Genomic DNA, 24,248 nt, shown 5'->3' on the forward strand with positions numbered 1-24,248 from the left:
GCCGCTAGATCGGCCGGTACCCGGCGCCGACACCTCCGTGGGCATTGATCGTGTCCACGATGGAGGTCATGTTGGTGCCGAGTTCCGGCCCCAGGCACGGCACCCAGAGGTAGGCGTTGACCATCGCGACCAGCGTCGTCCCGACCGTGACCGGGGCTCCCGAATCACCGTGGTCGACGCAGATCTGAGTCCAGGTGGATGCGTCGGCGCTCAGGTCTCCCCAGACGACGCCGCAGGTCGTGCCCGTCGTACGGCCTTCCTTGCAGGCTGTAGCCGGGAAGCTGGCTGGAGCGCCGATCGAGGTGATGGTTGCCGCGCCCACCGTTCGAACTGGTGTGACCTTGCCCGGATCGAACTGGATGACCCCGTAGTCCAGGTCCGGGTTCGACTCGACGAACGTGCCGACCACGCCTGCGTCCTCGTTGCTTTCCGGGATCACGAACGATCCAGGACCACCGCAGTGACCTGCGGTGATACCTACGAGTCTGCCGCCGTTGTCGTGACCGATAGTGGTCAACGTACAGACCAGCTGATTGTCGATGATGATGCCCGAACCACCACCCATGGGCGTGGGTGCAGCAACCGCATTGCTGCTGACGATGAACCCGAGTCCGAGTGCCAAGACCAACGCTGCCAGAGCCGAAACAATTCGCTGCAACATCACAATCTCTCCGCCGGTAATCTCCCCGCTGCAAAAAACGCATACCCCGGAAAGTGCGGACCTACGCAGCGTTTCTAGTCGGTAGCTCCGAGCGCTTCGAGCATCTTGCGTGCCTCCTCGAGCTGACGACTCAACTCGTCGACTCGCGCTGCAGCCATGTCCCGTGCAGCGACGATGATGGACTCGACAGCCTCGATTGCGGTGGGCTCACCCAACTCGCGGACAGCTCGCTCGACCGCATCGGGTGCGACCGGAACTGCTTTGCCCGGACGCTTGGCGCCCTGTGTGACCGTCACGCTCCAGTCGTTGTCCGCGCCGGCATGGATGGTGACGCTGATACCGGCCGGCAGTTTCTTCGCACGCTTGACGGCCGGACGAGGTGTCGCGGCAGGGGCAGCAGTGGCAGTCGGTACCGGAGCGGGTGCAGGCTGCGCACGCGGCTTCGGTCGAACAGGCTCTACGAGTGGCTCCATCAGGGGCTCGGACTCCACAACTGGTTTGGGCCGTGGCGCCGGTTTGGCCGGTGCCGCGGAGACGCGGTTTATGCGCAATTCCTCTGCCTCGAAAGGCAATTCGTCGTTGACGCCTTTGGGGCGGATCATCACGGTGTTGCCGTCCACCGACACGACTTTCGCCGAGGTACCGGCTTCGATCCCCAGGCTGGGAGTCGCCTCGCGCAGATAGACGGTGGCGCGCTTGCCTTCGGCGACAGCCGTGGCGAGCGCTGCCAGATTGTCCGCAGTGAGGTGATCCGGCGTTGATGCGGCAGCGCCGGAACGTCTACGGGGTGGCATGCGCAGGTCCTTTCAGAAGTATCTCGTGCATTTCGGTATCGACAGTGCTTTTCTCGGGGCAACTCTTGCACAAGCCACCGACGTGTTGACTCTCACCGCCCGCCTGAGCCCGAGGATCCGTAGACGGTTCGGCCAATTCAGTACTGTTCTCGGGGCACCGCGTGGAAGATGGTGGACAGAAATTCGTTGCGGCAATAAGGAGCACGGTGAGCAGTTCGGAGTCAGAGTGGATCGACGAGGTCACCGAACCCGCCCCTGCTGAATCTCACGTTGCCGAACCTCACACTGCTGATCCGGTCGACGTCGATGCTCATCTGCTCAGCCGGATTCAAGCCGACATCGAGGAGTCCCTCCTCGGCGGACCGCGCTGCTTCACGCAATCGCAGATCGCGGAATTCGCCGGTGTGACACGCGAGCGTGCCGATCGTTTGTGGGTCGCGATGGGCTTTGCCGTCGACGAGGATCCAGACGCCGTCATGTTCACCCAGCAAGACGCCAACGCCCTCAAGACGATCATCGACATGGTCAATCGAGGAGTCATCTCGCAGAGCAGTGAGGTGGCTGCCGCCCGTTCACTGGGGCAGTCGATGTCGAGGTTGGCTGAGTGGCAGGTCTCGCTGATCAGCACACACATCATCGACCAGCTCGCCGACTCGGCAGATCACGAGCCCGAAGCGATCCGGAAGATCGTTCTGCGCCTCGGCGCCGAGATCATTCCCGCTGTCGAATCTCTGCAGACGTACGTATGGAAGCGTCACGTCGCGTCGTCGACGGGCCGCAACGTGGGAAACCCGGGCGAAGAAGTAGCGAGTCGTGTTCTGGTTGTGGGTTTCGCCGACATCGTCGGGTACACCTCGCTGACCCGCGGCCTCGACTCCGCCGAACTCAACGATCTGCTCGAGCGGTTCGAGTCCGCGTCCACCGAAATCATCGGTCGCAACTACGGCTGGGTGGTCAAGACCGTCGGTGACGAGGTCATGTTTGCCGCTGAAAGTCCCCACCACGCCGCCGAGATCGCTTTGCAGATCCAGCAGGCGGTCCTCGCCGATCACGACGATCCGCAGCTTCGGGTGGGTCTGGCCATGGGGCCGACGTTGGTTCGCTTCGGAGATCTCTACGGTTCGGTGGTCAACAAGGCCGCGCGTCTCACCAGCTCTGCTCGTCCCGGCACTGTGCTGATCGACTCCGAGCTGGCCACCCAGCTCGGCTCGGACGCCAATTTCAAACTGCGACACCTTCGTCCGCGACGAGTGCGCGGCATCGACAGGCTCGAGCAGTACGTGCTACGCCGCAATCTGGAGCCGTGAGCTCTCAGCTCGACACTCCGCGTGCAGCCAGAAAGTCGTCCACGATCTGCTCACACGCAGCCTCCCCGAGAGGCGTCAGCGTGGCCAGCTTGGTGAGCACCAAAGGTCCGACCAACTGAGCAAGTGCGACGTCGTAGTCGTACTCCCCCAACGCGTCGATCGCGTCCGGCGAGCGCAGGATCCGATCGAACGCGTGTCGGTACTGCTCGAAAACCGTCTGGCGCAGCGATCGCAATTCGGGCTTGTCCGTGGACAGGGCATCGACGCTCGAATAACCCTTCAGTTCCGGCCCCAAGCCGAGCCAGCACATCGCCGTCACCTGGATCGGTGCGCTTTCGATGGCCTTGGCCTGACTGGTCAACAACTCGAGCAACTGCGCGCGGAGATCGCCTTCACCGGACATCTCCGGCACCGGCGGCAGTAGACGTGCAAATGCCGCGGCGAGTAACTCCGTGCCGCTGTCGAAATGGCGGTACAGCGTCGCACGCGCGACGTTGGCCAACTTGGTGACGGCATCGATCGTCACGGCGTCGACGCCGCCTTCTGCCAGCAGCGTGGTCGCTGCGTCGAGCAACCTGGACCTGGAACGCTGTTTGCGCGGGTCCTCGTCGTTTCCCTGCTGTTCGATTCCCTGCTTGTCGATTCCCACCGTCACAACTTCAGTTATACCCACTTGGGGGTTGTGGAACTGCTGTTCTTGTAACGATACTGATGGTCTTGTTTCTATCGGGAGGTTTCGTGAGTAGCGATACGACGCTCGAACAGTCCACGTGGACCATCCGACAGATCTGGATGCTGACGGTCGCGTGCTGCGCCGTCGCGCTGGTCGTCGCAGCGATGGCCGCTCTCAACACGGCCCTTCCCGACTTGGCCCGCGATACCGGTGCAACACAGAGCCAGCTCACGTGGATCGTGGACGGGTACACGCTCACGCTGGCTTGTCTCTTGTTGCCGGCGGGCGCACTCGGCGATCGATACGGTCGACGAGAACTGCTCATGTTCGGACTACTCGTTTTTGCTGCTGGCTCGTCGATTCCGGTCTTCGCGGACGAACCGTCGTGGGTCATCGTCTCCCGCGTGATATCCGGCGTCGGCGCCGCATTTGTCATGCCGGCGACGCTGTCTCTACTCACTGCAGGTTTCCCGCCGGCGCAGCGTGCCCGCGCCGTCGGAGTCTGGTCCGGCGTCGCAGGGTCCGGTGCAATCGCCGGACTCGTCGTCTCCGGGCTACTCCTCGAAAAATGGTCCTGGCATTCGATTTTCGTCAGCCTGGCCGTCGTCTCGGTCCTCATCCTCGTGGTGTCGTTCACGATCGTGACGTCGAAGGACACGGAGGCAACTCCACTCGATCTACCTGGTACAGCGCTGATCGCCGGCTCGATCGGACTGTTCGTCCTGGGGATGATCGAGGCGCCGGCCCGTGGTTGGCTCGATCCGGTAGTTCTCGCGTTGCTGGTCGGCGGAATTGCCATGACAGCAATCTTCAGCTGGGTCGAATTACGCACTCGCCACCCACTTCTGGACGTCAGACTGTTTGCCAATCGTGCATTCGGCAGCGGCGCAGCGTCACTGACCCTGCAATTCCTGGCGACTTTCGGCTTGTTCTTCCTGATCGTGCAGTATCTGCAACTGGTGCTCGACTACTCCCCCCTGCAATCGGCGCTCGCCCTCATGCCGATCGCCGTGCCGGTGATGGCCCTGTCCGTGGTTGCGCCCCTGCTGATTCCGCGTATCGGTCTACGCGCCCTCACCGCAACCGGTGTCGCCTTCCTCGGAACCGGAATTGCACTCCTGACGCGCTTGGATGCCAGTTCGACCTATGCCGAAGTCTGTGTTCCCTTGGTAGTGGCCGCTATTGGATTGGGTTTGTCGACAACCCCCGCCACTGCTGCCATCGTCTCCAACGCACCGGACTCCAAACAGGGGGTTGCCTCAGCAGTCAACGACGCAACCCGTGAGATCGGCTCCGCCATCGGCGTTGCACTGGCGGGAAGTATCCTCGCCGCCGGCTACGGAAATTACGTCCAGCCCGCGGTCGACTTGCTACCCGAACCGGCCAAGGAGCCGGTATCCGGTTCTCTGGCCGCCGCTCTCCACGTCGCCGAAGCAGCCGGGCCGCAGGGTGCCCAGTTGGCCGAATTCGCCCGTGAAGCCTTCATCAAAGGCATGGATCAAGGAGCACTCACGCTCGCTGCGATCATGTGGGTATCCGCGATCGTTCTGGGATTCTGGGCTCCGGGTCGTCAGCGAGACTGACCGCCTCGTCGGTACGCCGGGGCCTTGGTCGTCTGCTCCGACTGCAGAGTCTGCAGGAGGGGCATCGACCGGAGCGGCACCACAACCGAGAGAACCATGACGCTGGTCGACCGGGTGGCTATCCCCGACCGATTCAGTTCGAGCAGCGTCGCTTGCAAATCCTCGTGCGACGCAGCGGCAATCCGGCACAGCACGTCGCCGGAGCCGGTGGTGGCAAAGGCTTCGAGCACACCGGGGATTGCCTCGAGTTCCGCGGTGACGGTGTCGAGCGCCCCCTGGGCGATCTGCAAAGTCACGAATGCTTGTACTCCGAAACCCGCTGCAGCCAAATTGATGTGCGGCGCGTATCCGGCGATGACGCCCGCATCTTCCATCCTTTTCAATCTCGCCTGCACTGTCGCCCGCGCAACCTTGACCTGACGCGAAAGCTCCAACGCACCGGCTCTCGGGTGCTTGTTCATCGCGTCCAACAGAGCCAGATCCACTGCGTCGAGATTCACGTCCGCTCCACTCGTCGTTCAACTATGCAAATTGCCTACAAAACAGTGCCACCATCTTTGCATTCCGGCGCTGTGTCTACTTTCAACTACCTCCGTTGACTACCCAACCTCTGAAGGACTTATCTGTTTGTACTGGCAGTGCCGAACATAACTCGAGCACCGCGCTGTGTACATCGCACTCAGAGGGGACTCACCATGACCGTCGAACAGACTCTCACCGACGACGAACAGTTGGCCGGCCTGGATCTGGAGCAATTACGCCAGCTGGTCGGACTGGTCGAGTACGACAGCGATCACGATCCCTTCCCGGTGAGTGGTTGGGACGGCCTCGAATGGATCGTCGGAAACGCCACGCAGACTTCACATTTCTTCCAGTCCGCATTCGGCATGGAATTGGTGGCCTATTCAGGCCCGTCGACGGGAAACCGCGACCACCACGCGTTTGTACTCAAGAGCGGTGCCGTGCGCTTTGTCGTCAAAGGTGCTGTGGATCCGACAAGCGAGTTGATCGCGCATCACAGCCGTCATGGCGACGGCATCCGCGACATCGCGCTCAGCGTCCCTGACGTGGACAAGTGCATCGCGCACGCCATCACCCAAGGTGCGACGGTGTTGAGCGAACCGCACGACGTCACCGACGAGCACGGCACCGTTCGCCTGGCCAGCATCGCGACGTACGGCGAGACTCGGCACACCCTCGTCGACCGTTCCCGCTACACCGGCCCTTACCTTCCCGGATACGTCGAACGGACGTCGTCGTACCGCAAGCGTGACGGCGCGCCCGAGCGCATCTTCCAGGCCCTCGACCACGTCGTCGGCAACGTCGAACTCGGCAAGATGGACCAGTGGGTCGACTTCTACAACCGGGTCATGGGATTCACCAACATGGCCGAGTTCGTGGGCGGCGACATAGCCACCGACTACTCCGCGCTGATGAGCAAGGTCGTCTCGAGCGGCAATCACCGAGTCAAGTTCCCACTCAACGAACCTGCCATCGCGAAGAAGCGGTCACAGATCGACGAGTACCTCGAGTTCTACCAAGGTCCCGGCGCTCAGCATCTCGCACTTGCGACCAACGACATCCTCGGAGCAGTCGATGCTCTGGTCGACGAAGGAATCGAGTTTCTCTCTACTCCGGCTTCGTATTACGAGGATCCCGAATTGCGCGCGCGTATCGGAGAGGTTCGAGTTCCGATCGAGGAATTGCAGAAGCGAGGCATCCTCGTCGACCGCGACGAGGACGGCTATCTTCTTCAGATCTTCACCAAGCCGATCGGAGATCGTCCCACCGTGTTCTTCGAGATCATCGAACGCCACGGCTCACTGGGATTCGGACTGGGAAACTTCAAAGCCCTGTTCGAAGCGATCGAGCGTGAGCAGGCCGCGCGGGGCAACTTCTGAGGTAGGTCAGCTGTTTTCGGTCCACGCCCAGACCACCGCGGGTCGCCCGGTGGCACTGACCCGGACTCGTTCGTCCGTACGTTCCAGCCCTGGCAACGCTTTGAGCGTCCGGTTCAAATTGCCCGGGTCCGGACGCACACCGGAAAGCTCCTCCGCCACGGCCAGCGCGTACGACGCCGGAAACGACGGACCCAGTAGTGCCCGCGTGAATGCCTGATCTCGCCACAACAGGGTGTCAGCAAGGATCGGGCGGGTATCGGCGACTATCCGATTGTGGTCGAACGCAAGGTCCCCCGGGTTGTCCCAGCTCACCCATTCGGCCGAACCCGGCACCTCGTCCGACGAGATCACTGCCCACATCGTCACCGAGAGCGTCGGACCGCGGGGGTCGCGATTGGGTTCGTCGAACACGGTCAATTGACCGCTGACGAGGATCTTCTCGTCGGGAATTCCGAGCTTGGTGGTCACGGCTCGCCTGGCGGCGTCCTGCAACCGCTCACCGGCGCCCAGCAGTACACCGGGCAGCGCCAACTGCCCGGTGTACGGCTCCGCTTGCCGCGGAGTGACGGCAAATCGCAACATCCCGGGTTCCGGATTGCCGAACCGGAGCGCGATGACATCGATCGAGACAAGTGACTGGTCCACACCGTCCATCATGCAGGCACTGGGCATCGCATCTGACGATCGACCCGGTCGGCACCGTTCGCGGTCAGCACTACCGGCGCACCCATTTCCTCGCTCAGATACCGGGCGAAATCCTCCGGGTCGGCCGGAAGTTCCTTCGGCACGATCCCTACGGCTTTCAGGGAATCTGTCAGCGCCTGCTGGTGATCGAGATCCTTCCACTCTCCGACGGGAACGAACGGCAATCCTTCGTACGCGTGCACCCCGTGGATCGGGATGCCTGCAGCCCGCGCGCGATCCATCGCATCGAGATGAGTAAGCGCCAAACCGTCGACGCCACCGCTCACCTCGATTGCGTAGTGCAACAACAACTCGTCGAAGTGGCCCGTCCGGAATCCGCCTTGATACTCACCCGTCCCGTTGTGCAACTCGGGCAACACCTTCGCCAACTCCGGATCCTCCGTCGGGAAGGGCCCAGCTCCGTGTCGTGTCATGTAGGTGCGGGTGACGCCGAGTACGTAACTGTCCCGGCCCAACTCGTCGATCATTGCTCGCGCGTTGGACGGCTCGACCGTCGACCACGTGGTGTGTGGGTGAAACCCCCGCCACTCGTCGAGAAGGACACCTTGTGCCCCCTCGAATACCAGACGACCACCGGCACCCAACGCGCCCAGCGCATCCGGGTCGGCGATGTCCACGACGGCACCGAATTCCGCGTACATGTCGACCATGTCGTCGATCGGCGGAAAACCGTGGCGACTCTCCGCGATCAACGGTCCGTAGAATGTGACCAACGCCGACAACTTACGACGCAAGGAGTCAGGTCGCCGGCAGTCTCCCACCGTAGGCGCATTCGCAACTTCGAGCGCGTACGCCGCGGTCTCACCGATCCCCTTGCCACACGAGCCGTGTCGGTTACCGCCGCGAGCATCCTCACGGGCCCTGTTGGCGGCCACGTGAATCGGCGTCGTCAACAATGCGCGCGCGTCGATCCGTATCAAATCGAACGGATTTCGAACTCCGAGCGCTTCCAGAGCACGCGCCTCCCGGGCGAGCGCGATGGGCTCGACCAACACGAATCTCGAGAGAAACGTCGGGACGCCGGACAGCGTTCCCGAACCGAACTGCGAAAACGTGTGGTGGCGCTCGCCGACCGTCACGTTGTGCGCTGCCTGTGCCCCACCGTTGAAGCGGACCACTGCGGCCACACCCAAATCGGCTTGGTCGGAGCAAAGCCAATCGACGGTTGCTCCCTTCCCCGCATCTCCGAACCCGAGGTCTACGACGACGATATCGCGGTCTTCGAACGGCTCCATCATGCTCTCCTTCTATGCGAAATCAACATCGTCCGTATCGGTTCCGAGATCGTGGGGCAACCCGGCCACCGTCGCGGTGCTGCGCCCTGGAATTAGAGCGAGAGCCTTGCCGACGGTCTCGGCTTCAGCTTTTGAACCGATGTCGCAGAGATCCGCCAGTCCGTCACGCAGGTCGATGCGGTCCTCGCCGATTCCGACCGTCAGCGCGATCAGTTCGCACACCGCAGCGGGGTCGTCGAGTTTGACGAAGCGTTCACCGAGCAACTTCTTCCAGTGATCCGCGATTTCCGGATCGTTGAAGTACGACGACTGATCTGGCAGAACGAAGTAAACATTCCATCTTTCTTCGAGTTCACGGTAGATCGACGAGACCGATACGTCCTGACGTACCTTGTCGCCGATCACCGAACGGATGTGACGAGCCGAGAGCCGCGGCTTGTTCAGCTCGTCGCCGATGATGAAGAGGTAGCCTTTCCTTCCGCGCTTCTCCCAGGCATCCGTACTGCTGTGGCGCGCCATGAAATATGCTGCCAATTCATAGCTTTCCGACTTCTGTCCACCACCGTTGCCCTCGAGGAAGATCGTCCGAAGCTGCTCGTCCATCGCGTTACCCGACTCGAACTGGCCGACTTGTAGTGGCACCTGATCGGAATCGGCGTCGCCGATACCACCGAACAGAATCTGCGGATCATCCGCGTATCCCTTGCGTTGCAGCAGCCCGTGCAGCTTTCCGAGCTTGTCCTGCATGATTCGAGGAACAGCGCCCATCGAGCCGGTGACATCGAAAAGCACTGCTATCGGGAGAGAATCGGGGTGCCCGGCCGAGTCTCGGCATTCACGCTTGTCGACGCCGAAGGGGTCGAGGGTCGGGTCCGCTTTCCAACTGCTTCGCGGACGCGACCGAAGCGAATCGGTGTAACCGAAATCGTCGACACCGCGTGCGGCACGAAAAGTCTTGCCCGCCAAATAGGTGTTGTCGTCCCAGTTTCCGTAGCCCATGACAATCACTGTCCTTTCGTGGATGGAACGGCGAACGGACGAAATGTCCGCTGGCCATAGAGAAGATCGAGGAGTTCGTCGAACTCACCCAGTAGGTCGACCGCGTCGGGACGCAATCTCGGGTTGTCCTGCATGCAGCCGTCGGCGAACACCTTCATCCGTTCGTGGGTCTGCTCGCCCAGCATTCGGAGCATCAAATGATGAGCCATGTAGACGTCCCAGGCCGGAGACGCTCCTTCGCCGAGTTCCGGTGGGTACGAATCACGATCGGAACCGATCGTCGCCACCGGGCGGCTGCCCGTACGGGTGCCAAAGGACCAGCCGACCAGCACCACCCCGTGCCGATCAGGCTCGATCAGCACGTTCTCCGCGGTAATCGCGGTGTGCACCCAACCAGTCGCATGCGCTGCTGCCAGAGCCCGAAGTAGCCGTCGGTGCATCCACGCCCAGTCCCGTGGATCGAGGCCACCCGGATACGCCTCACGGACGTCGGCGAGACTCACAAAACCTTCGGTCAGATCGTCCAGCACATCGATCTGACGTCTCGTGCCGCTGCCCACATGGGTGATTCGATCGATCAATCGCGGGAAGTACGAGACTGCCCAACCGGCTTCGCACGAATTCTCGATGTCCGTCAGCACATTCCCTTCGGCCTCGATCATCGAGTTCGCCCGAGGGTTTCGCGGAATCTTCAGTACGACACCGGCATCGGACCGGTACAGGTTAGCGACCGAGCCGCGCGCTACCAGTCCACTCAACATGTACTCGCCCCGCTCGCCGACATAAACGGGTCGAGAATCTGCCGGCTCGAACTCCGCTGTCCAACTGCGGTAAAGCTCGTTCAATCGAGATGTTGCGGCCGAGTATCGCACCCGATCTTCGGGCTTCGCCCGGTCCGGATGAATGGCTGAGGCGAGCCGATGAAAACGACGCTTTGCAGCGCGGCGGGAGTCGAGATCACTGGGGACTCCCCCGAACACATCAGCCGAAACCTTGGCCGTCTCGACCGTTTCGAGTGCAGTGTGCGTCGTTTTCATGGTTTTAGTCTAAGCGACTAAAACGAAAGCGGCAAGAATGCGTATTCATCCGAGTACATGCGCATCACATCAGGACACAGCAATCACCTGTCGGCACCGAGGGCTGAAACAGCTTTGCGTAGCTCGATCACTGCCGGACTGCTGTCGCCCTCACGGGTACACAGATCGATCGAACATTGCTCGATATCGGAAATGCGCACGAAACTGATATCCGAGCGGGTGTAGTACTCGGCAATGGTTGCTGCCGTTATCACCACCGCCCGACCGTTGGCGACAACCTCGAGCGCTTCGTCCATCGTGCGGACAGAGGGACCGTACCGGACGGGTACACCACTGGGGCGCGGGTCCACCGACCACCATTTCACCCATTCGGGTGGCGCACCGTCACTCGAAACCTGCACAGTCCCATCTATTTCAGAAATCTCGATGCTCGTACGGCCCGCCAGTTGGTGTCCTCGAGGCAGGGCCACCACCCGCGGTTCGACGCCGATCCGTTCGAGCACCACACCGTCGAGCACCGGCAGTGGAGGGCGCACGAAGGCGGCATCGACGGTCGCGCTCGCCACCGCGGAAACCTGTTGGGACCAGTCCAATTGGACCAGCTCCACCTCCGCATGCAACGAATCGATCACCGCACGTCCCAAACTTCCGGCCGCCCCGTTGATGAATCCGATCCGCAACCGCCTGGCCCGCCGACGCTCGAGTGCGTCGAGTCCGTTCATCGCGCGGACGGCGAACTCGAGAGCGGGCCGTGCATCCGCGACGAACACCTCACCCGCGGCGGTGAGCACCACCGGGTGCGAACTGCGATCGATCAACTCGACTCCCACCTGCTCCTCGAGTCGACGAATCTGCTGACTGAGAGCAGGCGCCGTGACGAACAACCGGTCTGCCGCTCGTCCGAAGTGCCCTTCCGCCACGACGACGAGCAACGAGGACACCAACCGCAGATTCAGATCTTCACCTCTTCTCGCCTTTTTCATTACCGTCCATTCGGTTGTCTTAGGCCGCCGTTCGCCAGCAAAGTGATGACCATCACGGTATCTGAACAGCGGAGTTAAGCAAACCGGCAATTGTCGAACGAAGTTCTACATGTACAGCGAATGCCACGTCAGGTCACAGTTGTCGCAGATCCGGACAGCCCGCCGAATCCGCGAAACCAGGAGATGTGATGAGCAAGTACGAGCACGAATTCGTCCACATGATGGATGGCGTCGAAAAGCAATTGGAAACCATCGACAATCCGCGGCACCAGAAGATCCTCCGAAACTACCGGCGCCACGCATTGCTCGAGGTCTCCGGTCGTTACAAGGAAATCCTCTCGCCCGACATGACCGTCGAAGAACCCGTCTACCGGTTGTTCGAAGACGGGCAGTCGATTGTCCTCGACGGCATGGACGCCGTCACCAACTTCTACCAGTCACTCGCCGAGACGGACACCCTTGTCATGTGGACCGGACAGTCCGACTTCGCGGTCTCCGACAGCGGATTCTCGGGTGAGACTCTCTTCAGTCAATTCGTCCCAGGATCGATTCTGGGAGACGGGGTGTTCGGCGCGGTGCACGAATCGGGTGGATCCACCCCCGCAGCCCCCGAACAGTCGTCGGACATCGACCCCGACGGTTGGTATCTCGTGCGTCGGACCTTGGCATTTGTCTGGCCGTACGACGAGCAGGGGCGACTCATCGGTGAGCATGTCTACGAAGATTCTGCTTCGAAAGTCGTGACCAAGGTGGACCCGAGCGAGGTCATCACTGCGGCGCGCGCAGCCGAACTGCTTGCCCCACTGCTCGAAACGCACCTGCCGTGAGCGCGCCCGTAGCCATTGTCACCGGCGCAGCTGCCGGGTTGGGCGCCGCTATTGCCGAGCGCCTTGCGGAGGACTTCGGCACCCTGCTTCTCCTCGACATCGAAGAGGCCGCACTCGCCGACACCGCAGCACGCCTGGAAAGCCTTGGCGTAGCAGTCCACACGGCACGATGCGATGTTCGACGTGAAGGTGACGTCAAGAACGCCTTCGACGTGGCTGCATCGGCCGGAAGCCCGACTGCACTCGTCAACGGCGCCGGAATCGGCGTCTTCACTCCGTTCCTCGAGATCACCGAAGACCAGTGGGACAACACCTTTGCGGTGAACACCAAGGGCAGCTTCCTGATGTGCCGCGAATTCGTGAGCAGAACCGAGGGTCCGGCAGCGATCGTCAACATCGCGTCGATCGGTGCCCGCTTGGGCGGTGACATGCTCGCGCACTACGGACCATCGAAGGCCGCCGTGATCGAGATGAGTCACAGCGTCGCCCGGATCGGTGCGACTCGAGGACTTCGCTCGAATACGGTCATGCCCGGCCTGATCCTCACCGACATGTGGCTTCGAACCATCAAGGAACTGCGTCGACGCGATCCCTCGCTCACAGATGTTTCCGATGCTGACGTCTTCGATTCTTTTGTCGCACAGATGGTTCCGATGGGTCGAGCTCAGACGCCCGGAGACATCGCCGAGATGGTCGCCTTCTTGCTCAGTGACAAGGCTCGCAACGTCACCGGCCAGACGATTGCCGTCGACGGCGGCGCCGTGATGACCTGATCGGGTCGATGGCGGTCAGCCCCAGCGCGACTGGCCGCCGTCGAGCGGGATCGTGGCACCCGTGAGGTACCCGGCGTCTTCGCTGACGAGGAAGACGACGGCACGACCGATGTCGGTCTCGGGGTCTCCGACGCGTCCCAGCGGAATACCTGCGACAAATGCCGCTGCCTCTTCGGGATTCTTTTCCATCCACCACTGCAACGCGGGAGTCTTGGCGTGCGGGGCAACATTGAGAACGCGAATGTTGTCCTTGCCCCATTCGCAGGCGGCAGCGCGGGTCAACGAGCGCATGCCTTCTTTGATGGAACCGTAAGCGCCGTAGTTACTGGCATCCCAGCGCACCGCCGCCGAGGTGACCATGTTGATGATGACGCCACCGCCACGACTGTTCATGTGGGGGTACGACGCCTGCATCATGCGCAGGGTGGCGAGCGGCCCCGTCGCGAAGGAACGCTCGAAGTCTTCGTCGAGCACGCTCAAGAGCGGGCCGGGCTTGCAGTCGTTGGCGTTGTTGACCAGGATGTCGATTCCGCCGAACAGTTCGACGGTACGGTCCACGGCGTCGGTGATGTCGTCCTTCTTGCTGACGTCGCAGACCACCGCCTCACCGCGCGCACCGATGTCAGCCAGTAGTCCGCACGTGGTGTGCAACTTGGATTCGGTGCGGCCGGCAACGGCGATCACGGCGCCCTCTTTGGCCAAGGCCAGGGCAATCCCCTGCCCGATTCCCTGACCCGCACCGGTGATGAGTGCAACTTTGCCTTCGAGCTTGCCCATGTGACTACTCCAATGTCCGTCGACGCAGAGGTCCCTTTTGCGGGAGGGACCGGTCGATTCTGGTGACTGCCGCTGTTTGTCGTCTACACTCGACCTACAAAACAACCAAGCACTTGCTTGACCCTAAGTTGTGCGACCACGTCGCGTCAATCACATTGGGCGGCAATTCAGCTCGGCACCGCACCAGGAAGGCTCCACCGTGACACTGCCCAACCCCGTCGATTTCAGCGGACGCTCGGTGATCGTCACCGGCGGCACCAAAGGCATCGGCTACGTCATCGCCGAAACCTTTCTCGCCGCGGGTGCGAACGTGCTGGTCTGTGGCCGTAACGAGCCCGAAAACCTACCCACCGCCGACGGTCGTAGCGCAGCCTTTCGCGCCACGGACGTCCGCGATCCCGCCGACGCCGCAGCCCTCGTCCAGGATGCCGTCGAGCGCTTCGGCCGTCTGGACGTCCTGGTCAACAACGCCGGCGGCTCCCCCGACGCCGACGCTGCGACGGTGTCACCCCGCTTCGTCGAGAAGATCGTGGCCCTGAACCTGTTGGCACCCTTCAACGTTGCCCAGGCCGCAAATGCAGTAATGCAGACTCAGGACGACGGCGGCGCCATCATCAACATCGGCAGTGTCTCGGCGATCGACCCGCAGCCCGGAACCGCGGCGTACAGCGCAGCCAAGGCAGGCCTCCTCGTTCTGACCAAGGCATTGGCCCTCGAATGGGCGCCGAAGGTCCGGATCAACCACATCACCACCGGCCTGATCCGTACCGAGGCTGCCGCCGAGGTCTACGGCGCCGACGGCGGCGCTGCGGTCACCAGGACCATTCCGATGGAGCGCATGGCCGTGCCGGCCGATATCGCCAACTCCTGCCTGTTCCTGGCGAGCCCGCTCTCCTCGTACGTGAACGGCGCCGACATCGCCGTTCACGGCGGCGGTGAGTACCCGGCTCGCTACATGGCGACCCACCAGGATTGAAACAAATACGAAGCAGCCCCTGAGCGGATTCGCTCGGGGGCTGCTTCTTCGTGTGAACAACTGCGGGGCGCGACGAGGGGTCAAGCACCCCGCAGTTGAGTCTGGAGGGACTAGCGAGCGGAGAAGCTCACTCGTGCACCGGAAATCGCTACCTGATCACCCTTGGTGACCTGGAAGGCCAGGTCGTCGGGAGTTCCCCACGCAACGATGGACGGCGCTTCACCCGGATGGATTGCCGCAGCGAATCGACCCTCGAGGCTCACAAGGTCCGCCGGATGCACTCCGGCGACCCGGGCAAGCTCGAGCGTGCTCGCGGCCAACGTGCACAGGCCGTGCATGATCGGACGCGGCTGGTTGATCCGCGCCGCAGCCTCGGGATCGATGTGGATGTGGTGCTTGTCGCCCAGGAGCCGGTACATCGCCGTCTGGTTCTCCGCTGTGGTCAACACACCGGTCAACAAAGGCTCGCCGGTCGGCTCCGCCGGACGTGAGGGTCCACGTTCTCCGCCGAATCCACCGGCACCGGGGGCAAAAAGTGACCAGGTCGCGACGAAGTATTCGCACTCCACCTTCACTTCGAACACGGCCGCTGCGCCCTTGTCCCACACCTCGCCGACCGAAGCCTTCAAGGTCACGTCACCGCTACGCGGAAGCGGAGCAAGCACTTTCAGCTCTTGCGAGCCGTGCAGTGCCGTCGAGGTGTCGAAGGCGCCCGCCGAACCCAGAGCGTCGGGAGCCCACTGCGCCAGCGTCAGAGCAAAGGTCGGCAGTACCCGAAGCTGATCCTCGAAGACGAGGTCCAGCTCGGTCGCCTTGGCGCCCACGGCAAGTGCGTACAGGATCGCGTCGCGCTCGGTGTACGACACGGTGCGGGTCCCGAGATCGGCTCCACGCCAATCGCCGGCGGTCTTCGCAGCTTCCGAAGTTGTCACTGTCTTTTCCTCTCTCAAACAGCGCCGAGAACGAGACCGCTGGTGGGTACTGCTGTTCCGGCTGTGACCAATACGTTTTCGACGCCCTCGGGCTGGTTGGTCGACGTGCCTCGCACCAGTCGCACACCTTCGGCAATTCCGTTGACACCGTGCAGGTACGCCTCGCCGACCTGACCACCGTGAGTGTTGGACGGCAGGCGTCCACCGATCTCGAGGTTGCCTTCGCGGATGAAGTCCTTTGCTTCGCCTGGCTTGCAGAAGCCCAGTTCTTCGAGCTGGGGAAGCACCAACGGAGTGAAGTGGTCGTACAGGATCGCGGCGTTGATGTCGTCCGGTGTCAGGCCGCTCTGGCCGTACAGCTGACGAGCAACCAGGCCCATCTCCGGGATACCGGAGATGTCGGGCCGGTAGTAGCTGGTCATCATGTGCTGATCCTTGCTACTGCCCTGAGCGGCGCCCTTGATGACGACGGGCTTGTTGGCCAGATCCTTTGCGCGCTCGGCAGAGACGATGACCAATGCCTGGCCGCCGTCGGTTTCCTGGCAGCAGTCGAGCAGGTGCAGCGGCTCGGCGATCCAGCGCGAGTTCTGATGGTCCTCGAGCGTGATCGGACGCTCGTAGAACCAAGCAGCCGGGTTGTTGGCGGCATGCTTGCGCGCCACCACTGCAACTCGTCCGAAGTCCTCACTCGTCGCACCGTACTGGTGCATGTAGCGGCGGGCGAACATGGCGACCCACTGAGCGGGAGTCGACAATCCCTGAGGAGTCATCCACGCATACGCGGCGCGGTCAGCCGTGCTGTCCATCGGTCGATCGTGTTGGCCCAGGCCGTAGCGCACACCGGAGCGCTCGTTGAAGGCGCGGTAGCAGACCACGACGTCGGCAACACCCGTCGCAACTGCCATGGCTGCCTGCTGCACGGTGGCACACGCAGCGCCGCCGCCGTAGTGAATGCGCGAGAAGAACTTCAGCTCGCCGAGACCACAGTTGCGAGCCACGATCGCTTCGCCGTTCGTCTCCGACGTGTAGGTGGACAGACCGTCGACCTCGGACGGATCGATACCGGCGTCAGCGAGTGCCGCGACGATGGCCTCACACGCCAACTGCAGTTCGGTGCGGCCGGAGTTCTTGGAGAACTCGGTGGATCCGATGCCGACGATGGCGGCGGCTCCCGAGAGTGGGCTGATCGCCATCAGGGCCTCTCCTCTTCCTTGAAAGCGACTGCGACGGTGCCGGATGCATGGTTGCCGAGGCTGTTTGCACCCTGCACCTTGACCACGACCACTCCGTCTTCCTTGGACACGACCTCACCGGTCATCGTCATGGTGTCACCCGGGTAGTTGGGCGCCCCGAGACGAATGGCGATGCGGCGCAGGGTCGATGCAGATCCGGCCCAGTCCGTGACGTATCGACCGACAAGACCGTTGCTCGTGAGGATGTTCATGAAGACATCCTTCGAGCCACGCTCCTGGGCCAGGCTCGGATCGTGGTGCACGTCCTGAAAATCGCGAGTGGCGATTGCCGTGGCGACGATCAACGTGCGGGTCAGCGGGATCGCCAACTCGGGCAATGCCTCTCCGACAACGACGTCTGCGTAACTGCGACCGGCAAGTACGGTCATGCGAGCACCTCCACACCGGATGCGAGCTGCGCACCCAGACGCGCCAGATCGGAGCTGGAACCACCGAGGGTGGCAGCAATCTGCTTGCCCCACAACAGGTGACGGTGAACCGGGTAGTCGGTGTCGACGCCCATGCCGCCGTGAACATGCGTGGTGCGATGCACGACGCGCTGTCCGCCGTCGGTAGCCCACCACTTGGCGACCAGTACCGAGGTGCCGAGATCCAGTCCCTCGGAGATGCGCCAGGCGGCCTGCCACAGTGTCACGCGCATCGCTTCGAGATCGATGTAGCAGTCAGCGAGTTGATGATTGACGGCCTGGAAGGTCGCCAGCGGACGGCCGAACTGCTTGCGGCCGTTCAGGTACGTGACGGCCTGCGCGACTGCACCCGAGCCGACGCCCCATTGGATTGCGGCCAATGCCAGCTGAACGCGGTCGATCAGCCACGGAACCGTGGTGCCGTCAGCCGCACCGATCAGCTGCGCGGGGGCACAGGCAAAGGTGACGTTGGCACAGATCTCCCAACTGGTGGACTGCGTCTGTTCGAGCGTCACTCCCTCGGCACTCAGGTCGACCAGCAGCAGTGCCGTACCAGTGGAAGCGGTTGCCGAAACGAGAGCAAGGTTCGCGACGTGAGTCATCGGCACTACTGCCTTCTCACCCGTCACGGTCCAGTTGCCGTCGGCGTCCTGCTCAGCCGTGGTCAGTGGGTCGCCGCCCGTGTACGGACCGAACTCTTCGAGACCGACGGTCAGGAATCGACTGCCGTCGGCAACTCCCGGAAGGAGTTCGGCGCGAAGGGAATCAGAGCCGAATTTGTTGACAGCCAATGCTGCAAGGGTCGTTTCCCAGATCGGCACGGCCGCAACGTGACGTCCCTGCTGTTCGAGCAGTGCGTACAGCTCGGACAAGCCGAGGCCACCGCCGCCGAACTCCTCCGGCAGGGCGATACCGAGCAACCCGGTGCTCGCGAGCTCACGCCACAGTTCACGGTCGACGCGCTCGGCGGAGAGTTCGATCTCCTTGGTGCGCTCGATCGTTGCCTTGCTGGTGAAGACCTCGTCGGCCAGTGCGCGAATTGCTTCCTGCTCTTCGCTGAAATTGAAGTCCATCAGTGCTCCTCGCGTACGGCCGGCCGGAACGCGGGAAGCGTCAGATCCGGGTCGGCGTCGATCCAGTCAAGTTCCACGGGCATGTCGACCACGACATCTTCGGGCGCGATACCCACCATGTTGGCGATCAATCGGGTTCCCTCTTCGAGTTCGATTACCGCAACGATGAGCGGGTAGTCGAACGCGTCGATCTTGGGGTGATGATTGACCACGAAGCTGTACACCGTGCCACGCCCCGACGCGTTGATCGTGTCCCACTCGAGCGACTGGCACTCGCCGCACATCGGGCCGGTGGGATGACGCAACGTCTTGCAGGACGTGCAGCGCTGGATCACCAGACGGTGCTCCTTGGCCGCTTCGAACCAGAAAGCGTTGTCCGCGTTGAGAGCCGGACGCGGACGCAGTGCACGAGGAGCTTCGGGCGCAGCAGATTCCTGAGGTTTGAACCGCAGCGTCCGCCACCGCTGGGTGCCGACAACCTGATCGTCACCGTTGCGGTAGGTCTTGAGCGTCGTGACGAAGTGTCCGACACCGAGGCCGGTCTTCTTCTCCGGCGAAATCGACTCGATGACCTCGGTGTAGTTAACGCGATCGCCTGGGCGCAGTTCGGCGAAGAACTCCTGATCGGAATCGGTGGCCACGACAGAGCTGTAGCCGGCTGCGTCGAGGGTGGCGATCAGACCGGTCCACACCTGCGACGGGTCGTTGCCCGCCATCTTGTCGGTAAAGGTCCGCATGATCCAGACCTGAAGCATCTGAGCGGGAGCGACGACGCCGTCACGACCGGTGGCGCGGGCAGCGTCGTCGTCGAGGTAGACGGGGTTGGTATCGCCCATGGTCTCGGCCCAATGCCGGATCATGGGGATGTTGACCTCGTCTGGCCCCCAGGTGGTGGGAACAAGCGTCTGGCCTACAAAAGCGTCGAGTTGCGCCGAAATGTCGCTCACTTGACCCTCTTTTCGCGAACGAGTCCCAAGCCGATGGTGCCGACCATGTCCCGCAGAACTTCGTTGACGCCGCCGCCGAAGGTGTTCACGACACCCTGACGCGAGATCTGCTCGATCTGACCGGCAAGCAGAGCGCCCGGAGACTCGGGGCGGATGCGACCGGCGGAGCCGAGAATTCCGAGCAGGGTGCGGTAGACGTCGACGTGAGTCTCGGTCCCGTACGTCTTGGTGGCACCGGCGTCGGCTCCGGAGAGCGTGTCCTGTGCGACGGCTGCCGTCATCTTCCAATTCAGCAGTCGCATGGCCTCGAGCTTGGCGTGTGTGCGAGCGAAGTCCTGTTGCACCCACGGGATGTCGATGGCGCCGTTTTCCTTGGCCCAGTCCAGGACCAGGTTCCACAGACCGTACGTGCGACCACCGATGGCCGCCAGGCCGATTCGCTCGTGGTTGAGCTGAGCCGTGATGAGCTGCCAGCCGCCGTTGACCTCGCCCACAACGTCCTTCGACGGAACTCGAATGCCGGAGTAGTACGTGGACGTCACCATCAAACCGCCGACGGTGTTGATCGGTGACCACTCGAAGCCTGCATCCTCGGTGGGGACGATCAGGATCGAGATTCCCTTGTGCTTGGGGGCATCCGCGTCGGTGCGGCAGGCCAGCCACACGTAGTCGGCAGTGTTGGCGCCACTGGTGAAGATCTTGTTGCCGTCGACGATCCACTCGTCACCGTCGAGAACCGCACGAGTCTTGAGTGACGCAAGGTCGGTGCCGGCCTCGGGCTCGGTGTACCCGATTGCGAAGACGATGTCGCCGGCCAGGATGCCGGGCAGGAAACGTTCCTTCTGTTCTTCGGTGCCGTACTTCATCAACGTCGGTCCGACGGTATTGACCGTCACGAAGGGAAACGGCAGACCTGCGCGCTGAACCTCGTCGAAGAACACGAACTGCTCTTCGATGGAGCGTCCCTGTCCACCGAATTCCTTGGGCCAGCCGATACCGAGCCAACCGTCCTTGCCCAGCAACTTCACGATCTCGCGGAAGTACTCGCCACCCACACCTTGCTCGCCGGCCGCGCGACGCTTCTCTTCCGGCAGCAGCGCCGCGAAGTACGCGCGCAACTCCTTGCGGAGCTCCTGCTGCTCGGGCGATTCCCTCAGATCCATCGCTGTTTCTCCTATGGCATTCATGGCTGGCAACTCTTGGCCTGGACGCTAACCAGATGCCCAGGTGGGCGCTGTGAGTGTCTCGATGAGCGGGAAGCCGAAACATGAGCGGCGTCACATAGGGTGAGATATGCGCATGGACTCCTCGGATCGCGTCGCTCTCACCGACTTGGCCGCCAGGTACGCACAGGCCGTCGACCGCCGAAACACCACTGCACTTGCGGCTCTCTTCACTGACGACGTGGCATTCGTCTTGCCGCCGGCACTGAACGGAACGGGTGCGCCGACGGAGATACGTGGGAACTCCGTCGTCAGCAGTTCGGTGGTCGATGCCGTCTCACATCTGCACTCGACCCGGCACATCGTCGAGCAGCAGATCCTCGACCTCGACGGCCCCACCACCGCACACGGTGAGGCTTACTGCTCCGCTCACCACATCTATCCGCGGGGCGAGGGCCACCGGGACAACCGGATCGAGATCCGTTACCAGGACAGCTTCCAAAAGGTCGACGGCACCTGGCTGTTCTCGCGTCGTGAATTGGTCGTCGATTTCGCCGAGGACGTTCCGGTCATCCTGCTCGGACAATAGGTACATGAAAAAATCGCGGTGATTCTGTATCTCCTCACGGGAGGTTTACCGGGCTAGCGTTCAGCAACTGTCACGCCATCTCGGCGTGCGTTCGGCTATGTCTTGGAGATTCACATGTCACGCTCGCGCACCAGAAGATTCCTCGCTGCCTTCGCAGTGGCCGCCGTCGCAGTCGGAACCGTAGCCGCGTGCTCGAGCGACAACTCCTCCGACGAGAACGCACCTCTTCGCATCGTCGCTTCTTCGGTTCCGCACGCCGAGATCCTGAAGTTCGTCGAAGAAAAGGGCCTGCTCGGTGACACCAAGATCGAGGTCAGCGAGATCACCGGCGATCTCGACGCCAACGAGGTGCTCGAAGCCGGAGACACCGATGCCAACTTCTTCCAGCACGTGCCGTACCAGGAATCGTGGTCGAAGGAAAAGGGTGTCGACGACCTGGTCGCCGTGGCGAAGGTCCACGTCGAGCCCCTCGGTGCATATTCCAAGAAGGTCACCAACGTGGCCGACCTGCGCCAGGGCGCAACGGTCGCTTTGTCCAACAACGTGACGAACTTCGCCCGTGGGCTGTACCTGCTGCAGCAGGCCGGTTTGATCAAGCTCGATCAGCAGTTGGGCGCCCCCGGCACCGACATCACGCAGATCAGCGAGAAGAACATCATCGACAACCCCAAGGGACTCACGTTCACCCAGGTCGATCCCCCGCAGCTGCCGCGCACGCTCGACGACGGAAATGTCGATCTCGCAATCATCAACGGCAACTACGCAATCGAAGGTGGCCTCAACCCGGCCAAGGACGCCCTGGTGCTCGAGAAGGCCGAGGGCAACCCGTACGCCAATGTCCTGACCGTACGCACCTCGCTCGAAAACGATGCGCGAGTACAGAAGTTGGCCGAGGCATTGACGTCCGCCGACGTCGCGACGTTCATCGAGCAGACCTATCAGGGCTCGGTCATTCCGGCCAGCGCTACCTGATCGAGACCCGTCATGGTCTTCTCGATCGAATCGGTCTCCAAGGAATACCGCAGCGGCACACAAGTTCTGCATGCACTCGATTCCGTATCCCTGAAAATCGAAGACGGCGAAATCTTCGGCATCATCGGCAAGAGCGGCGCCGGCAAGTCGACTTTGCTGCGCTGCCTCAATCTGCTCGAACGCCCGACTAGTGGCCGAATTCTGTTGGGCGACACCGATCTGACCGCGCTGAGTCCAGCGCAACTGCGCGACACACGCAAGCGGATCGGGGTCGTGTTCCAGCATTTCAACCTGCTGCATTCCCGTTCGGTCGCCGCCAACATCGCCTTCCCCCTCGAAGTGGCGGGATACTCGCGGGCAGATCGACGTGCCCGCGTCGACGAGCTGATCGAGTTGGTGGGCTTGGAAGACCGACGTGACGCCTTCCCCTCGCAACTGTCCGGCGGCCAGAAACAACGCGTCGGCATCGCGAGAGCCTTGGCGGCTTCACCCGACGTCCTCCTGTGCGACGAGGCCACGAGCGCCCTCGACTCGGACACAACCGATTCGATCCTCGACCTGCTCGCCGATCTCAATCGACGACTCGGTGTGACCATTGTTCTGATCACCCACGAACTCAACGTGGTTCGACGGATCTGCCATCGCGCTGCGCTGATCGATCAGGGCCGCATCGTCGACGAGGGAACGCTCACCGAACTGGTCGCAGACCCGGACTCACCCCTCGGAGAGGCGCTACTGCCGACCGGAACGGTACGAACGTCCACGACCGGAATTCCGGCGCTCCTCACCTTTGTCGATTCACTGTCCACCTCACCCGTGATTTCCCAACTCTCACGAGATCTCGACGTCGACGTCACCGTGATCTCCGGCGGTATCGAGGACATCGGATCCCATCAGGTCGGTCGCCTTCGCGTGGAGTTCGCTTCACACACGGGACTCGTCAGCAACGAAGAGACAAGAAAGTCTGTCGAAGAACATCTTTCGCAGCGCGGAGTGAAGGTGACGTTCTCATGAACAAGACGTCCTGGCAGGATTCCCTGGGCGAAGCATGGGAAGCCCTACTCGACACGCTCTACATGGTCGGTGTCTCGTTCGTGCTCACCGTGATCATCGGTATCGCTCTCGGTGTTCTGTTGCACGCGAGCGCCCCCGACGGAATCCGTCCCAACCGCGTCCTCAATTCGGTTCTGGGCACCGTGGTGAACATCGGCCGTTCGCTGCCGTTCGTCATCTTGTTGGTGCTCCTCATCCCGGCAACGAGGGCGATCGTCGGAACAGCGCTCGGCGCCACGGCAGCGATCGTCCCGCTGACCATCGGTTCGGTGCCCTTCTTTGCGCGCGTCGTCGAGAACGCCTTGCGTGAAGTCGATTCCGGACGCGTCGAGGCAGCGCGGTCCATGGGCGCCACCGACAAAGACATCATCACCAAGGTGCTACTGCCCGAATCCGTACCGGGATTGGTAGCAGGAGCAACCCTGACGGCGGTGATGCTGATCGGCTTCTCGGCCATGGCAGGTGCCATCGGCGCCGGTGGACTCGGCGACTTCGCAATCAAGTACGGCTACCAACGATTCAACACACCGGTGCTGTTCGTCGCAGTCGTGATCTTGATCGTGCTGGTGCAGGCAATCCAGTCGACCGGCGATCTCGTGGTTCGTTCAATGGCGCACAAGCGGTAACT

Annotated in this window: 26 protein-coding genes; 10 read left to right on the forward strand and 16 right to left on the reverse strand. The window is 62.3% G+C overall.

The genetic code is table 11. The features are described from left to right. Window positions 1-4 precede the first annotated feature (4 nt). On the reverse strand, window positions 5-661 hold the full coding sequence (locus ACVZUB_RS24900; protein WP_007732621.1) for a S1 family peptidase: 657 nt from the start codon (window positions 659-661) through the stop codon (window positions 5-7). A 74-nt stretch (window positions 662-735) separates the two neighbouring features. After that, window positions 736-1,455 (reverse strand): DUF6319 family protein, encoded by a 720-nt coding sequence (locus ACVZUB_RS24905; protein WP_030537011.1) that lies wholly within the window; start codon window positions 1,453-1,455, stop codon window positions 736-738. Window positions 1,456-1,661: 206 nt separating this feature from the next. Here ACVZUB_RS24905 and ACVZUB_RS24910 point away from each other — a divergent pair, with 206 nt between their 5' ends. Beyond that, complete coding sequence (locus tag ACVZUB_RS24910) at window positions 1,662-2,762, forward strand: adenylate/guanylate cyclase domain-containing protein (protein WP_007732623.1); 1,101 nt, start codon at window positions 1,662-1,664, stop codon at window positions 2,760-2,762. Between the two features lie 4 nt (window positions 2,763-2,766). Here ACVZUB_RS24910 and ACVZUB_RS24915 read toward each other — a convergent pair whose 3' ends face one another. After that, the gene (locus ACVZUB_RS24915; RefSeq protein ID WP_030537009.1) at window positions 2,767-3,417 is read right to left on the reverse strand and encodes a TetR/AcrR family transcriptional regulator; all 651 of its coding nucleotides are present in this window, start codon (window positions 3,415-3,417) and stop codon (window positions 2,767-2,769) included. Window positions 3,418-3,473: 56 nt separating this feature from the next. Here ACVZUB_RS24915 and ACVZUB_RS24920 point away from each other — a divergent pair, with 56 nt between their 5' ends. Continuing rightward, window positions 3,474-5,018 carry an MFS transporter gene (locus ACVZUB_RS24920; RefSeq protein ID WP_482627854.1) on the forward strand — a complete coding sequence of 515 codons (1,545 nt, stop codon included), beginning with the start codon at window positions 3,474-3,476 and terminating at the stop codon, window positions 5,016-5,018. Here the strand turns inward: ACVZUB_RS24920 and ACVZUB_RS24925 are convergent. Beyond that, entirely contained in the window at window positions 5,006-5,518 is a 513-nt protein-coding gene (locus tag ACVZUB_RS24925) for an Lrp/AsnC family transcriptional regulator (RefSeq protein WP_003939810.1), read from the reverse strand. The genes ACVZUB_RS24920 and ACVZUB_RS24925 overlap by 13 nt on opposite strands. A 195-nt stretch (window positions 5,519-5,713) precedes the next feature. Here ACVZUB_RS24925 and hppD point away from each other — a divergent pair, with 195 nt between their 5' ends. Further along, the gene (hppD, locus tag ACVZUB_RS24930) at window positions 5,714-6,919 is read left to right on the forward strand and encodes a 4-hydroxyphenylpyruvate dioxygenase (RefSeq protein ID WP_058037677.1); all 1,206 of its coding nucleotides are present in this window, start codon (window positions 5,714-5,716) and stop codon (window positions 6,917-6,919) included. 6 nt (window positions 6,920-6,925) lie between these two features. Here the strand turns inward: hppD and ACVZUB_RS24935 are convergent, their stop codons facing one another. The 5 genes from ACVZUB_RS24935 to ACVZUB_RS24955 all read right to left on the reverse strand — a co-directional run bounded on the left by ACVZUB_RS24935 (window position 6,926) and on the right by ACVZUB_RS24955 (window position 11,878). After that, entirely contained in the window at window positions 6,926-7,576 is a 651-nt protein-coding gene (locus ACVZUB_RS24935; RefSeq protein ID WP_020909123.1) for an NUDIX hydrolase, read from the reverse strand. After that, entirely contained in the window at window positions 7,573-8,862 is a 1,290-nt protein-coding gene (locus tag ACVZUB_RS24940; protein WP_390890689.1) for an adenylosuccinate synthetase, read from the reverse strand. Before ACVZUB_RS24940 ends, ACVZUB_RS24935 begins: the two co-directional genes overlap by 4 nt. Before the next feature lie 9 nt (window positions 8,863-8,871). Beyond that, a complete protein-coding gene (locus ACVZUB_RS24945) occupies window positions 8,872-9,858 on the reverse strand; it encodes a hypothetical protein (RefSeq protein WP_312638346.1) in 987 nt (328 codons plus the stop codon). A gap of 5 nt (window positions 9,859-9,863) precedes the next feature. Further along, entirely contained in the window at window positions 9,864-10,895 is a 1,032-nt protein-coding gene (locus ACVZUB_RS24950; protein ID WP_312638347.1) for a hypothetical protein, read from the reverse strand. Window positions 10,896-10,978: 83 nt separating this feature from the next. Beyond that, window positions 10,979-11,878, reverse strand: a complete 900-nt coding sequence (locus ACVZUB_RS24955; RefSeq protein WP_312638348.1) for a LysR family transcriptional regulator — start codon at window positions 11,876-11,878, stop codon at window positions 10,979-10,981. Window positions 11,879-12,066: 188 nt separating this feature from the next. Here ACVZUB_RS24955 and ACVZUB_RS24960 point away from each other — a divergent pair, with 188 nt between their 5' ends. Beyond that, on the forward strand, window positions 12,067-12,705 hold the full coding sequence (locus ACVZUB_RS24960; protein ID WP_007732640.1) for a hypothetical protein: 639 nt from the start codon (window positions 12,067-12,069) through the stop codon (window positions 12,703-12,705). Continuing rightward, window positions 12,702-13,478 (forward strand): SDR family NAD(P)-dependent oxidoreductase, encoded by a 777-nt coding sequence (locus ACVZUB_RS24965; protein ID WP_007732641.1) that lies wholly within the window; start codon window positions 12,702-12,704, stop codon window positions 13,476-13,478. The genes ACVZUB_RS24960 and ACVZUB_RS24965 overlap by 4 nt, the downstream gene beginning before the upstream one ends. Window positions 13,479-13,493: 15 nt before the next feature. Here ACVZUB_RS24965 and ACVZUB_RS24970 read toward each other — a convergent pair whose 3' ends face one another. After that, a complete protein-coding gene (locus ACVZUB_RS24970) occupies window positions 13,494-14,255 on the reverse strand; it encodes an SDR family NAD(P)-dependent oxidoreductase (protein WP_081558427.1) in 762 nt (253 codons plus the stop codon). Window positions 14,256-14,454: 199 nt separating this feature from the next. On the opposite strand from ACVZUB_RS24970, the gene ACVZUB_RS24975 reads away from it, so the two are divergent. Continuing rightward, window positions 14,455-15,231, forward strand: coding sequence for an SDR family oxidoreductase (locus ACVZUB_RS24975; protein ID WP_003940546.1), 777 nt, complete (start codon window positions 14,455-14,457; stop codon window positions 15,229-15,231). A 110-nt stretch (window positions 15,232-15,341) separates the two neighbouring features. On the opposite strand, the gene ACVZUB_RS24980 is transcribed toward ACVZUB_RS24975, so the two are convergent. Genes ACVZUB_RS24980 through ACVZUB_RS25005 form a run of 6 tightly spaced genes read right to left on the reverse strand, consistent with a single transcriptional unit; the run spans window position 15,342 to window position 21,006 of the window. Next, on the reverse strand, window positions 15,342-16,163 hold the full coding sequence (locus ACVZUB_RS24980; protein WP_058226567.1) for a MaoC/PaaZ C-terminal domain-containing protein: 822 nt from the start codon (window positions 16,161-16,163) through the stop codon (window positions 15,342-15,344). A gap of 14 nt (window positions 16,164-16,177) precedes the next feature. Next, complete coding sequence (locus tag ACVZUB_RS24985) at window positions 16,178-17,356, reverse strand: lipid-transfer protein (protein ID WP_003940050.1); 1,179 nt, start codon at window positions 17,354-17,356, stop codon at window positions 16,178-16,180. Continuing rightward, window positions 17,356-17,784, reverse strand: coding sequence for a MaoC family dehydratase (locus ACVZUB_RS24990; RefSeq protein ID WP_003940399.1), 429 nt, complete (start codon window positions 17,782-17,784; stop codon window positions 17,356-17,358). The genes ACVZUB_RS24985 and ACVZUB_RS24990 overlap by 1 nt, the downstream gene beginning before the upstream one ends. After that, entirely contained in the window at window positions 17,781-18,896 is a 1,116-nt protein-coding gene (locus tag ACVZUB_RS24995) for an acyl-CoA dehydrogenase family protein (RefSeq protein WP_064074300.1), read from the reverse strand. The genes ACVZUB_RS24990 and ACVZUB_RS24995 overlap by 4 nt, the downstream gene beginning before the upstream one ends. Next, the gene (locus ACVZUB_RS25000) at window positions 18,896-19,843 is read right to left on the reverse strand and encodes a bifunctional MaoC family dehydratase N-terminal/OB-fold nucleic acid binding domain-containing protein (protein WP_482627855.1); all 948 of its coding nucleotides are present in this window, start codon (window positions 19,841-19,843) and stop codon (window positions 18,896-18,898) included. Before ACVZUB_RS25000 ends, ACVZUB_RS24995 begins: the two co-directional genes overlap by 1 nt. Continuing rightward, on the reverse strand, window positions 19,840-21,006 hold the full coding sequence (locus ACVZUB_RS25005) for an acyl-CoA dehydrogenase family protein (RefSeq protein ID WP_003940442.1): 1,167 nt from the start codon (window positions 21,004-21,006) through the stop codon (window positions 19,840-19,842). Before ACVZUB_RS25005 ends, ACVZUB_RS25000 begins: the two co-directional genes overlap by 4 nt. 130 nt (window positions 21,007-21,136) lie before the next feature. Between ACVZUB_RS25005 and ACVZUB_RS25010 the strand changes: the two genes are divergently transcribed. The 4 genes from ACVZUB_RS25010 (at window position 21,137) to ACVZUB_RS25025 (ending at window position 24,246) form a co-directional block, all read left to right on the forward strand. Further along, complete coding sequence (locus ACVZUB_RS25010) at window positions 21,137-21,595, forward strand: nuclear transport factor 2 family protein (protein WP_037128648.1); 459 nt, start codon at window positions 21,137-21,139, stop codon at window positions 21,593-21,595. A gap of 114 nt (window positions 21,596-21,709) precedes the next feature. Continuing rightward, window positions 21,710-22,567, forward strand: a complete 858-nt coding sequence (locus ACVZUB_RS25015; protein WP_003940478.1) for a MetQ/NlpA family ABC transporter substrate-binding protein — start codon at window positions 21,710-21,712, stop codon at window positions 22,565-22,567. A 12-nt stretch (window positions 22,568-22,579) separates the two neighbouring features. Further along, window positions 22,580-23,581 carry a methionine ABC transporter ATP-binding protein gene (locus ACVZUB_RS25020; RefSeq protein ID WP_007732648.1) on the forward strand — a complete coding sequence of 334 codons (1,002 nt, stop codon included), beginning with the start codon at window positions 22,580-22,582 and terminating at the stop codon, window positions 23,579-23,581. Then, window positions 23,578-24,246: a methionine ABC transporter permease gene (locus tag ACVZUB_RS25025; protein WP_007732650.1), complete on the forward strand. Its 669-nt coding sequence runs from the start codon at window positions 23,578-23,580 to the stop codon at window positions 24,244-24,246. Before ACVZUB_RS25020 ends, ACVZUB_RS25025 begins: the two co-directional genes overlap by 4 nt. Window positions 24,247-24,248 lie beyond the last annotated feature (2 nt).

The organism is Rhodococcus sp. OS5, from assembly GCF_056837585.1.